Here is a 12,198-nt window from a genome sequence, read left to right as displayed (position 1 = left end):
ACCCCGGCCTGCGCCGGGGAACAGTCCATCATCCCACGCCGTCACTTTGGCCCCGCTCGCCAGCAGCGCCTCGACCGTCGCCAGCCCGCTGCGCGCAAGGCCGAGGAGGGCGTAATGTTTTCCGGCGAAAGCCTTGGCGGTGATCACCTCAGCTTCAGCGTGCTGAGGCCGGCTAGCGCGAGGACGAAGCTAATGATCCAGAAGCGGATGACCACGGTCGGCTCGCTCCAGCCCAAATGTTCGAAATGATGGTGGATCGGCGCCATCTTGAAGATGCGCTTGCCGTAGCGCTTGAACCAAATGACCTGAACAATGACGCTAACCGCCTCCAGCACGAACAGTCCGCCGATGATCGCCAGCACGAATTCGTGGTGGGTGCCGACCGCGACCGCGCCCAGTGCCCCGCCGAGCGCCAGGCTGCCGGTGTCGCCCATGAACACCGCCGCCGGGGGCGCGTTGAACCACAGGAAGGCGAGCCCGGCGCCGATGATCGCGAGGAGCAGCACGGTCAAATCGCCGACGCCGGGGACGTGCGGAATACCTAGATAGGTCGCGAATTTCACATTGCCGCACAGATAGGCGATCAACACGAACGCCATCGAGGCGATGATCACCGGCATCGTCGCCAGCCCGTCGAGCCCGTCGGTCAGATTGACCGAATTGCCGAACGCGACAATTACGAATGCCCCGAAGGCGATGTAGAACCAGCCGAGATCGATCACCGATCCCTGGACGAACGGCAGATATAATTGCGTCCCCGACATGCGCACCATCAGCCAGGTGGCGAAACCGGCGATCGCGAATTCGAGGAACAGCCGCATCTTGCCCGAAAGCCCGGCATGATGCGCCTTCTTGACCTTGTCGTAATCGTCGAGGAACCCGATCAGCCCAAACCCGGCCGTGACCAGCAGGCATGCCCAGACATAGGGGTTGGTGAGGTCCATCCACAACAGGACCGACACGGCGACCGAGACCAGGATCAGCAACCCGCCCATGGTCGGCGTGCCGCGCTTGGCGAGGTGGCTTTGCGGGCCGTCGGCCCGGATCGGCTGGCCCTTGCCCTGCTTGGCGCGCAGCCAGCGGATGAAAGCGGGGCCAAGCAGCAGGCCGATGAACAGCGCGGTGGCGCTCGCCGCACCCGCCCGAAAGCTGATGTAACGGATGAGATTGAGGATGCCGGGAAATCCGAGCTGTTCGGCAATTACGTAGAGCATGTCGCCACACCCCCTGCCATTCGCTCGACCAGCCGCGCAAGCCCGATCGAGTTGGATGCCTTGACCAGCACCGCGTCGCCCGGCTGGATGAGGTTCGCCAACAAATGCGCGGCATCGTCGACATTCTCTGCCCGGTCGAGCGCAACCTCGCCGTGCAGTGCCTCCTCGAGCGGTCGCATGTCCTCGCCGACCAGGATCAGATGATCGACCTTCGCGGCCAGCACTGCGGGGGCGAGCGCGGCATGCAATTCGTCGGCCTTGTCACCCAATTCGCGCATGGGCCCGAGCACCGCGATCCGCCGCGTCACCTCGCGCTCGCTGCCAAGCGCAGCGAGCGTCGCCGCCATCGACGCCGAGTTGGCGTTGTAGCTTTCGTCGATCAGCAGGAAATTACCATCGCCCACCGCCAACTGATGGCGCTCGCCGCGACCCTTCAATCCGTCCATGTCGGCCAGAGCAAGGCCGGCCAGCGCTAGGTCGGCGCCGACCGCCTCGACCACCGCCAGCACAGCGAGCGAATTGGCGATCCAATGCTCGCCGCGCTGGGCGACGGTATAGGTCAACTCGCTCTCAACAAGCCGCGCGGTGACCAGGCTGCCGCCATGTTCGGACCGCACGGCATGAATCGTGGCGACATCGGCCTCGCCCGATCCGAAGGTGACGATCCGGCTGGTATGGCGCTTGGCCGCCTTGACCAGCCGGCCGCGCCACGGCGAATCTTCGGGAACGATGGCGATGCCCGCGCGATCGAGACCCTCGAAGACTTCCGCCTTGGCGTCGGCGATCGCCTCCATCGACCCTAGATGCTCGATATGCGCCGAAGCGATGGTCGTGATCAGCGCCGCGTGCGGCCGCACCAGCCGGGTCAGCGCGGCAATCTCGCCTTCATGGTTCATGCCCATCTCAAACACGGCAAACTCACTGTCGCGCGGCATCCGCGCAAGGCTCAGCGGGACGCCAGTATGGTTGTTGTAGCTCTTGACCGAGCGATGGACCCGGCCGCGCTCGAACCGGTCGAGCGCCGCGAAAAGCGCCTCCTTGGTAGAAGTCTTGCCGACCGACCCGGTCACTCCGATAACCGTCCCGGTCATTCGCTCCCGAGCCGCAACGGCCAGGTCGGTCAAGGCCTGCGCGACATCGGCGACCAGCACATGCGGCCCCCCATGCCCATTGGCACCAGCGCGGCTGACGATTGCTCCGGCAGCTCCCTTGGCGAAGGCCGCGGCGACATAGTCATGCCCGTCGGCGACACTGCCAGGCATAGCGACGAACAAATCCCCCGCCTCGACCTCGCGGCTGTCGAAAGTCACGCCCGACGCCTCGAACGGAGCGCCGGACAGCGTCCCGCCAGTCGCCGACAGGATTTCGTCGCTGGTCCACAGAGGCATCATGCGGCGCACTCGCGCACGACACTTACATCATCGAACGGCAGCACCTGCTCGCCGACGATTTGGCCTTGCTCATGGCCCTTGCCGGCGAGCAGGACGATGTCACCCGTTTTCGCCATCGCCACGGCGGCGGCAATCGCCTGCCGCCGGTCGCCGATCTCGGTTGCTTCCGGCGCCCCGGCGAGCACCGCGCGACGGATCGTCGCCGGATCCTCGCCGCGCGGGTTGTCGTCGGTGACGATCACCACATCGCTGAGCCGCGCCGCGGCTGCGCCCATTTCAGGCCGCTTGCCCTCGTCGCGGTCGCCGCCAGCCCCCAGCACTGTAATCAAACGTCCTTCTACATGCGGACGAAGCGCGTCGATCGCCGCCTCGATCGCGTCGGGCGTATGGGCATAATCGACATAGACCGGCGCCCCGGCCGGGGTGATCACCGCCCGCTCCAGCCGCCCGCGCACGGGCGACACACGCCCCATGCCCGACAGCGTCGGTGACCAATCACCACCCGATGCCAGCACCAGCCCCGCCGCGACCAGCACGTTGGCCGCCTGATAGGCGCCGATCAGCGGCAGCGCGAGTTGATGCTCCTTGCCCTCGTAGCGCAGCACCAGCGTCTGCCCGAGCAGACTCGACTTGCGCGACACCAGTTCGATCGTCTTGGCCTCCGGCCCGACCGTGATCAGCTTGAGCCCCCGCCGCCGGACATGCTCGATGACCTCGCCCGACTTGGAATCGCCGGTCCACACCACCGCGGTCGCGCCGTCGTCCGCGACCTCGTCGAACAAACGCATCTTGGCGGCGAAATAGGCGCCCATGTCGGGGTGATAGTCGAGATGGTCGCGGCTCAAATTGGTGAACGCCGCGGCGCTGACCGGCACGCCCTCGGCGCGATACTGATCGAGGCCATGCGACGACGCCTCGTAAGCGACGTGGCTGATCCCCATCCGCTTCATCCCCGCCATGTTCGACAGGAAGGTGACGATGTCGGGGGTGGTAAGGCCGGTCTTGACCTGGTCGTCGGCGGTGGTGACGCCCAGCGTCCCGATCGACGCCGAGCGATGTCCCGCCATCCGCCACAGCTGACGGGTCAGTTCGACCGTAGAGGTCTTGCCGTTGGTCCCGGTGACCGCGACGATTATGTCCGGATAGGGCGCAAAATAGCGCGCGGCGAGTTCGGCGAACAATTTGCGCGGCTCGGGGGCGGAGAGGTGCGCCGCACCCGCGACGCTGGCCTCGTCCCGGGCGACCACGGCGACGGCACCCCGCTTCACCGCTTCGGCGATAAAATCCTCGCCGTCGAAGCGGCCGCCGCGAAAGGCGCCGAAGATATTGCCGGGGGCGACCTTGCGATGGTCGATCGCGAAGCCCGTCACCTCTGAATCGTTCGCGATGCCGGCCAGCTCGCCAAGGCGCACCGCTTAGTGACCCGTTTTTTCGTGAACATAGGGAAGCACTTCAGCCATGTTCGGTTCGCGCTTCTTGTCCGGACGAACGCCGAGCATCGGCGCGATCCGACTCAATGCCCTCGAATAGGCTGGCCCGATATTCCAGGCGGCGGTGTGAAAACCGTAGGTTTCAGCGGTCGCCTTGGGGTCATCGAGCATCATCACCATCGCATAGCGCGGTTCGTCCATCGGAAATACGCCGGCGAAGCTGGTGACCACCGCGCTGCTCGTATAGCGGCCGTTGAGCAGCTTTTCGGCGGTACCGGTCTTGCCGCCAAGACGGTAACCTGGCGCGTCGGCCTTCCTGCCTGTGCCCTGGGTCACCACCAGCCGGAGCAATGCGCGCATTTTGTAGCTGGTATCCTCGGTGAACACGCGATGGCCTTTCGCCACCGGATGCGCGCGGTCGACTTTAAGCAGGGTCGCAGGATGATAGATGCCGCCGTTGAACAGTGTCGCATAGCCGGTCGCGAGGTGCAGCGGGGTAACCGCGATGCCGTGACCGAAGCCGACGGTCAGCGTTTCGAACGGTCCCCACCGCGAACCCGGGGTCAGGGTCCGGCCGCGCTCCTTCAGTTCGACCTGGACCCGGTTGAGAAAGCCCATCTTGCCGAGGAAAGCCTTTTGCCGGATCGCGCCCAGCTTGTCGGCGATCTGCGCGGTGCCGATGTTGGAGCTCTCCTTCATAATTTCGGCGACCGAGCAGGCGCGACCGTAGGGGTGCGTGTCGTGAATCGTATGGCCGTAGATGTTGAGCTCGTGCGGGCAGCTAAACATCTGGCCCATCGACGTCACCACGCCGCTGTCCATCGCCATCGCCACGGTGAAAGGCTTGAAGGTCGAGCCGAGCTCATACACACCCGAGGTGGCGCGATTGAACCGTGCCTCGGGCGATCCCATTCCAGCGGCGTTTGGATTGAGCTGTGGCAGCGACGTCATCGCCAGAACTTCGCCGGTGTGAATGTCCATGATCACCCCGGCCGCGCCGATCGCCGAGAAATGGGCCATTGCCTCACCCAGCTCATGCTCCAGCGCTTGCTGAGCCCGGCTCGAAATCGACAAGGTAATCGGCTGGCCGCGCCGCGCCGGATCGCGCAGCTGCTCGTCGAACGCGCGCTCGATCCCGGCGTTGCCCCGGCCGTCAAGGTCGGTGAATCCGATGACGTGCGCGGCCAGCGTGGTCTGCGGATAGAGCCGGTCGGGCTCACGCTCCAAGGCTAATCCCGGTTCGCCCAGCGCGTTGATCGCCCCGACCAGATTGGGCGGAGCGCGCCGACGAAGATAGAAGAATTTGCGCCCCGACCGCAGCATCTGGAGGTAGGTAGCGGCGTCCTTTTCGGGCATCAGCACCGCCAGGCGCTGAGCGAGGTCGAGCCTGTTGCCAATCACTTTTGCCGGCTGCAGACCGATCGTCCACGCGTCGATCGTCCGCGCCAGCGCCTGTCCGTCGCGATCGACAATGTCGCCGCGTTCTGGCGTCAGATCGGCCAGGCTGCCCTTGCGCCCGGCGTGATCACCGAACGCCGCCAGATAGACCAGCCGGAGCGCGATGATGGCGATGATCGAGCCGTAGACCAGCATCCCAAACATCAGCCGTTGGTGCATCACCGCCAATATCTGGCGCCGCTGTCCAACCAGGCGAAGCCGCTCGGGCCGTGCGACGAGAGCGGGCGTCGGGGCATTCATCAGTCGGAACCGGAGTCCTTAGCGTTGGCGGCGTGGGCGGACCCGCCGCCGCGGACAGCAAGCGAGGCGGCTTTGGCCGACGTGGCTGACGACACTGGCGCCAGCGGATCGGCCGTCGCGCTTTTGACCTGCTTCGTCGCAACCGCCGGCTTGCGAGGCTTAACGCCGGCCCCAATGACGGCGCCGGTCTTGGCGGGTGCCGCCGCCTTTGAAAAGACGCTGGCCGCCGGCGCCGTGGGGCCAAGCCGCGGGGGTGCCGAGTAGCTGGCAATATGGACCATCTCGCTGATTGGCCGCGCCGGCGGCGGCATCGCCGTCGTCGAAGGCATGGCGGCATCGCCATCGTCGCCAATCTGCGACCGCGCCAAGTTCGGGTCGATCCGCGCCGACGCCAGCACCACCGGCGCCCCGATCATCGGCCGCTGTTCCGGCTTGACCAGCGTCGCCAGCTGGAAACCGCCGTCGACGAACTGGTCGACGGACGGCGCCGACAGGCGGATGAATTTGACGTTCCAGCGCTCGAGCTGCGCCAGGCGGCCGCGCGTGCCAAGCTCTGTCTGCAGCAAGCGGATGTCGCGCTGGGTCATGGCGATGGTGGTTTCGACATCTTCCAGCTGGGCGCGCTCCGACGCCACTTTAAGGCTGACAAGGTAGAACCCAAGCGCCGCGCCGGCGACCGCGCCGGCCGATAGCACCGCTCCGAAACCACGCGCGCTCATGCTGCTTTCTCCTGGTCCCACGCGGGCGCATCGGTTCGGATCGCGGTCCGGAGCCGGGCCGAGCGCGCGCGCGGGTTACGGGCCAGTTCGGCCTCCGACGGGGAGACCGGTTTGGCGATATGGTCGAATGAGGGCGCCGGGCCGGGCGCGGCCATCGGACGATGGCGCGATCCGGCGGGGGTCGCCCCGCTGCGGGTGCGCAGGAAGCGCTTGACGATGCGATCCTCGAGGCTGTGGAACGTGACCACCGCCAGCCGTCCGCCGGCACGCAGCGAGCGCTCGGCCGCGCGCAGTCCTTGCTCAAGCTCGTCCAGCTCGGCGTTCAAATGAATGCGGATCGCCTGGAAGGTGCGGGTCGCCGGATCGGTCTTCATGCCGGCATGATGGCCGAGCGCCTTGCGGATCACCGCCGCCAGCTCGGCGGTACGTGTCAGCGGGCGCGCCGCGACGATCGCCCGGGCGACGCTGCGAGCGCGCGGCTCCTCGCCATATTCCTTGATGACGCGGGCGATCTCGGCCTCGTCGGCGTGGTTCAGGAATTCGGCCGCCGACTGCCCCGACTGGCTCATCCGCATGTCGAGCGGACCGTCGTTGGCGAAAGAGAAACCGCGCTCGGGCTGGTCGAACTGCATCGACGACACGCCGATGTCGAGCGCGATCCCGTCGACCGGCAACAGGTCGCGCTCGGCCAACACACGGTCCATTTGGCTGAACCGCTCCTCGACCAGGGTAAGGCGCCCAGAGTCGATGGCGTCCGGGACGAGCATCGGCCCATTGGCGATCGCATCCGGATCGCGGTCAAAGCCGATCACTCGTCCCGCCCCCGCCCCGAGCAGGGCTTGGGTATAGCCTCCTGCTCCGAACGTGCCGTCGACCAGGGTCTCGCCGGGGACGACGGCGAGACCCTTTACGACCTCCTCGATCAGGACCGGGACGTGATGACCCTGCGGAGGGATGGGGATGGCCGGCGAGATCATGCGCCGCGCTCCTCGATGCGGAAGCGGGCAATATCCTTCATGTCGTCCGGAACGTTGGCGTCGGCCAGGAACAGCTTGGGGTTCCAGATCTGGAACGTTTCGCCAACCCCGATGAATAGCGCCAGCGCCTCGACCTGACCCTTGCGCCGCATCATCGGCGGCAGGACGATGCGCCCCGAACTGTCGTAGGGCACTTCCTCGGTCGCGCCGAAGGCCATCATCGTGCGGCGGGCGTATTCCAGTTCGGCGGCGGGATCGGTTTCCTGCTTTTCGAGCAGCCGCTCGAGCTTCTCGTGGCGCAGCGCGGCGTAGGCGGGATCGTAAGCGCTCAAGGCGGGAAAGGCGTCGTGCTTAGCCAGGACGATGGTGCGGGCATCGCCGCGGCGCTCGATCACCTGGCGCAGGAAGGCGGGCACGGAAACACGACCCTTCGCGTCCACCGCGTTCAAAGCACTGCCCTGAAACAGATGCTCTAATGCCACGACCCACTCCCGAACCGCGGCATGACCTCCCCGATCGCGGGGGCACGGATTTTCCGTGCGCCCTGCGTTCCGATCGACTCAGTCAGGATTGCCCCGCGCTACAGCCATTGTTGGTAACTCAACACAGCACGGGATACAATGGGTTTTAATGCCTTTATTAGGGATTTCATGCCCAATGGCGGATTTGCGGCAGTTTCAAGGGACAGAACGTTGTACTGTTCTACTCCTGTTCTTGCGGGCAAAGCTGTGGATAACCATGTTGGCGGCGAACCGCGACTCCTTGCGACCTAGCGCTTTTCGAGGCCTTTCAACTCGCTGAGCAACAGATCAAGATTGCGCCCCGGGCCGCCTTCAACCGCGCCAACGTTCAGAAAATCCGCGTCGGCGATGATCGTCGCGGCGCCCTTGCCGATCCGGCAACGGGCGACAAAGCCGTCGCCGACGATCGCGCAGCCGCGTCCGCTGAGGCGCCCCGGGCTGACTGAGGCCACCTCTATCGAGCCATTGCCCGCGCGAGCGGGTCCGACGGCCGCCGGCCCCTCGAGTCGCAGTCCCCAGTGCGCCAGCAGGCCGGTATCGGCGAACCCCAGCGGCGGTCTCAGCCTGTCGCCGAAGGGCCGCGCGCTGTCCCAATCGAGCCGCGGGTCGGCGAGCAACAGTACCCGCCCACCCCGCCGCACCCAGCGATCGAGGTCGACTAGTGCTTCGGCCGGTTGGGCGCGCGGATGCGCCATCAGCAGCAGTCGTTGCCCCGACAGGCTAGCCGCGTCAGCGACCCCGATCGGCAGAACGTTATAGCGCTGCTCGAGCCGGGTCAGCACGGGGGAGCCGCCGCTCGACAGAGAGAAGCTCTCGCCGAACACCAAAGGCAGGCTGGTCAGCAGCGCCAACGTCGGCCGTTCGGCCGGCCGCCTGATCGTCAGCGGCGCCTGGGGCGCCAGCATCGCCCACGCCACCGCCGCGACAAACAGCGACGCCACGACCGCCGGCCAGCTGCGAAACGTCACCGGCCCTTCGGCGCGGCGCTATTGTCCAGGCCGGTCTCGTTCGACGGGCCGGTCCCCGGCGCGGCGCCGATCTCCGCCAGCGGATCGTTCGGCTCGGCCGGCGTCGCGAGCGCATTGTCGGGCACGCGGGGCGACGTCTCTTCGCTTGACCGGCTTATCGCGGTGCCGAGCAGGACCAGCACAAAGACGAAGGCCAGGCCGGTCAGCCCGATGCGGATCCGTTGCGTGCGCTCTTCCTTGCCGACGCGGTTCATCGCACCAGCCTATGCGCGGGCGAACCCCATTGCAACGCGCCGGCTTTACTCTTGGCGTTGCAATTGCCAGAGGGCTTGCCATGATTCGCAACCTCCCCCTGATCGCCCTGAGTGTGCTCGCGCTGGCCGCCTGCAATACCCAGCCCGAAAATGTCGTCGCGGGCGAGACCCCCGACCCTATGGCCAACGAATTGGCCAGTGCTCCGCCGGTCGAGCTTCCGCCGTCGATCGCCAAGTCGAAGACCTATCGCTGCAAGGACAATGGCACGATCACCATCGACTGGTTGTCCGACGGAAAGAGCGCAAACCTCCGCGTCGGCGACATGCCCGCCCCGACCGCGCTCAAGGCCGCGGCCGACGGCGAACCGCTGACCGCCGAGGGCGGCTTCTCGCTGACCGGCAACGCGGAAGCGCCGAGCGTCAACCTTACCTTGCCCGGCAAGGGCGCACAGGCCTGCAAAGGCTAACCATATTTATCGCCACACGGGGCCGGCCGGGAGATGTCCCGGCCGGCCCTTTTAATTGGAACTTCGCGGCGGCAGTGGACGCCGGCGCTCACGCCGTCTCTTTCGCCATGGCGTCAATCTTTCGCGCATCGTCCCGCTAGCCCCCGCCGTTCATCGCCGCTAAGGGCGCGCGCATGACCGTACTCGATGCCCCCGCTATCTCGCCCGAAATCGTCGCCGAGCACGGCCTCGCCCCCGACGAATATCAGCGAATCCTCCACGCGCTGGGCCGCGAACCCAACCTCGTCGAGCTCGGCATCTTTTCGGTCATGTGGTCGGAGCATTGCAGCTACAAAAGCTCGCGCATCCATTTGAAGAAGCTTCCCACCGAAGCGCCATGGGTGATCTGCGGACCCGGCGAAAATGCCGGGGTGATCGACATCGGCGCCGGACCTGATGGAAAGCCCCAAGCCGCGATCTTCAAGATGGAGAGCCACAACCACCCGAGCTACATCGAGCCGTATCAGGGCGCCGCGACAGGGGTCGGCGGGATTTTGCGCGATGTGTTCACCATGGGCGCGCGGCCGATCGCCAATTTGAACGCGCTGCGCTTCGGTCGGCCCGACCATCCCAAGACGCGGCACCTCGTCGCGGGAGTAGTCGCGGGTATCGGCGGCTATGGCAATTGCGTCGGCGTCCCGACCGTCGGCGGTGAGGTCAACTTCGACGCGGCTTACGACGGCAACATTCTCGTCAACGCGATGACCGTAGGCGTCGCCGATCAGGACAAGATTTTCTATTCGGCGGCGTCGGGGATCGGCAATTCCATCGTCTATGTCGGCAGCAAGACTGGTCGCGACGGCATCCACGGTGCGACCATGGCCAGCGCCAACTTCTCCGAAGACAGTGAGGAAAAGCGCCCGACTGTGCAGGTCGGCGACCCATTCACCGAGAAGCTTCTGATTGAGGCCTGCCTTGAGCTGATGGCGTCGGACGCCATCGTCGCCATCCAGGACATGGGCGCGGCCGGGCTGACCTCCTCTTCGGTCGAAATGGCCAGCAAGGGCGGCGTTGGCATTCGCCTCGACATGAACACCGTTCCCTGCCGCGAAGAGGGCATGACCCCCTACGAAATGATGCTGTCCGAATCGCAAGAGCGGATGCTGATGGTCCTCAAGCCCGGCCGCGAGGCAGAGGCCGAGGCAATTTTTCGCAAATGGGAACTCGATTTCGCGGTGATCGGCGAGGTTACCGACACCGGCCACATGGTGCTCGAATGGAACGGCGAGGTGGTGTGCGACATCCCGCTCGGCCCGCTCGCCGACGACGCCCCGCTTTACGAACGGCCATACGTCCGGACCGAGCCGCCAGCGCCGCTGGCCGACATCCCCGAAAGCACAGACATCGCCGCCGACCTGCTCAAGCTGATGGCCAGCCCGGCCATCGCCAGCCGTCGATGGATCTGGGAGCAGTACGACAGCCAGGTCGGCGCCGACACGGTCCAGACCGGCGGCGACGCCGCCGTGGTCCGCGTCCACCGCACCAAAAAAGCGCTGGCGATGACCACCGACTGCACCCCGCGCTATTGCTACGCCGACCCCTACGAGGGCGGCAAGCAGGCCGTCGCCGAAGCCTATCGCAACCTCTGCGCAGTCGGCGCAAAGCCGCTCGCGATCACCAACTGTCTCAACTTCGGCAACCCCCAGCGCCCCGAGATCATGGGCCAGATCGTCGGCTGCCTCGAAGGCATGAGCGAAGCCTGCATCGCGCTCGACATGCCGATCGTCAGCGGCAACGTCAGCCTCTACAATGAGACCAAGGCCGACGATGGCACCGGCAGCGCTATCTTGCCCACCCCCGCCATCGGTGCCGTGGGTGTGCTCGAGGATTGGGAGAAGTCGTCGACCATCGCCTTCAAGGCGGAGGGGGAAGAAATCTTTCTCATTGGTCGATCGCGATGCCACCTTGGGCAAACGCTCTGGCTTCGCGAAATCCATAAGCGAACAGAAGGGCCGCCTCCTCCCGTGGGTCTCAAGGATGAACGCAAGGTAGGCGATGCCATCAGGCAGCTGATCTCCGAGGGGATGGTGACCGCGGTACATGATGTGTCCGACGGCGGGCTTGCGGTAGCAATTGCCGAGATGGCGCTTGCCGGCGACATCGGCGCGGACTGCCTAATTTGCGATTTCGAGGATTCGTTTGCCGGCTTTGCGTTTGGCGAGCACCAAGGTCGCTACGTAGTCACCACGGCTCGGCGGGATGACTTGCTGGATCGGCTACGCGCGACAGACATCGAATTCAGCCTTGTCGGCGAAACGGGTGGCGACAGGATTCAATGGCACTGCGAAGGCGATATCCCTGACACAAGTGTCCCCCTCGCCGACCTCCGTGCCGCGCACGAAGGCTTCTTCCCCGCGCTGATGGGCGCCGACGCCGTCTTGGCGTGATGCGTTGAAATTGGCATCAGTTGATGTTAGATATGATGCATGCGCACAACAGTCACCATCGACGACGAACTGGTCAACGATCTTCGTGAGGGCCTTGGCATCACCGGGACCAACGCTCTGGTCGGCCGCGCGC

General features: G+C 65.7%; 11 protein-coding genes. 2 read left to right on the top strand and 9 right to left on the bottom strand.

Going from position 1 to position 12,198, the window contains the following annotated elements; genetic code table 11:
* Positions 1–143 precede the first annotated feature (143 nt).
* The 9 genes from mraY to H0W65_RS10715 form a co-directional block, all read right to left on the bottom strand.
* On the bottom strand, positions 144–1,214 hold the full coding sequence (mraY, locus tag H0W65_RS10755; protein ID WP_294007483.1) for a phospho-N-acetylmuramoyl-pentapeptide-transferase: 1,071 nt from the start codon (positions 1,212–1,214) through the stop codon (positions 144–146).
* Positions 1,202–2,605 (bottom strand): UDP-N-acetylmuramoyl-tripeptide--D-alanyl-D-alanine ligase, encoded by a 1,404-nt coding sequence (gene murF, locus H0W65_RS10750; protein WP_294007481.1) that lies wholly within the window; start codon positions 2,603–2,605, stop codon positions 1,202–1,204. Before murF ends, mraY begins: the two co-directional genes overlap by 13 nt.
* Entirely contained in the window at positions 2,602–4,017 is a 1,416-nt protein-coding gene (locus H0W65_RS10745; protein ID WP_294007480.1) for a UDP-N-acetylmuramoyl-L-alanyl-D-glutamate--2,6-diaminopimelate ligase, read from the bottom strand. Before H0W65_RS10745 ends, murF begins: the two co-directional genes overlap by 4 nt.
* A gap of 3 nt (positions 4,018–4,020) precedes the next feature.
* Positions 4,021–5,733: a penicillin-binding protein 2 gene (locus H0W65_RS10740; protein WP_294007478.1), complete on the bottom strand. Its 1,713-nt coding sequence runs from the start codon at positions 5,731–5,733 to the stop codon at positions 4,021–4,023.
* Positions 5,733–6,452: a hypothetical protein gene (locus H0W65_RS10735; protein WP_294007476.1), complete on the bottom strand. Its 720-nt coding sequence runs from the start codon at positions 6,450–6,452 to the stop codon at positions 5,733–5,735. Before H0W65_RS10735 ends, H0W65_RS10740 begins: the two co-directional genes overlap by 1 nt.
* Positions 6,449–7,429: a 16S rRNA (cytosine(1402)-N(4))-methyltransferase RsmH gene (gene rsmH / locus H0W65_RS10730; RefSeq protein WP_294007474.1), complete on the bottom strand. Its 981-nt coding sequence runs from the start codon at positions 7,427–7,429 to the stop codon at positions 6,449–6,451. The genes H0W65_RS10735 and rsmH overlap by 4 nt, the downstream gene beginning before the upstream one ends.
* A complete protein-coding gene (locus H0W65_RS10725; RefSeq protein WP_294007472.1) occupies positions 7,426–7,911 on the bottom strand; it encodes a division/cell wall cluster transcriptional repressor MraZ in 486 nt (161 codons plus the stop codon). Before H0W65_RS10725 ends, rsmH begins: the two co-directional genes overlap by 4 nt.
* A gap of 287 nt (positions 7,912–8,198) precedes the next feature.
* Positions 8,199–8,918 (bottom strand): hypothetical protein, encoded by a 720-nt coding sequence (locus H0W65_RS10720; protein ID WP_294007470.1) that lies wholly within the window; start codon positions 8,916–8,918, stop codon positions 8,199–8,201.
* A complete protein-coding gene (locus H0W65_RS10715; protein ID WP_294007468.1) occupies positions 8,915–9,172 on the bottom strand; it encodes a hypothetical protein in 258 nt (85 codons plus the stop codon). The genes H0W65_RS10720 and H0W65_RS10715 overlap by 4 nt, the downstream gene beginning before the upstream one ends.
* 80 nt (positions 9,173–9,252) lie before the next feature.
* On the opposite strand from H0W65_RS10715, the gene H0W65_RS10710 reads away from it, so the two are divergent.
* Together H0W65_RS10710 and purL are read left to right on the top strand one after the other, a co-directional pair.
* Positions 9,253–9,639 (top strand): hypothetical protein, encoded by a 387-nt coding sequence (locus H0W65_RS10710; RefSeq protein ID WP_294007467.1) that lies wholly within the window; start codon positions 9,253–9,255, stop codon positions 9,637–9,639.
* 173 nt (positions 9,640–9,812) lie between these two features.
* The gene (gene purL / locus H0W65_RS10705) at positions 9,813–12,065 is read left to right on the top strand and encodes a phosphoribosylformylglycinamidine synthase subunit PurL (protein ID WP_294007465.1); all 2,253 of its coding nucleotides are present in this window, start codon (positions 9,813–9,815) and stop codon (positions 12,063–12,065) included.
* The last annotated feature ends 133 nt before the right edge of the window (positions 12,066–12,198 follow it).

It is taken from the genome of Sphingomonas sp. (assembly GCF_013816785.1).
In the GTDB taxonomy this organism is placed as follows: domain Bacteria; phylum Pseudomonadota; class Alphaproteobacteria; order Sphingomonadales; family Sphingomonadaceae; genus Sphingomicrobium.
This window is presented reverse-complemented; position numbering and strand designations above follow the sequence as displayed.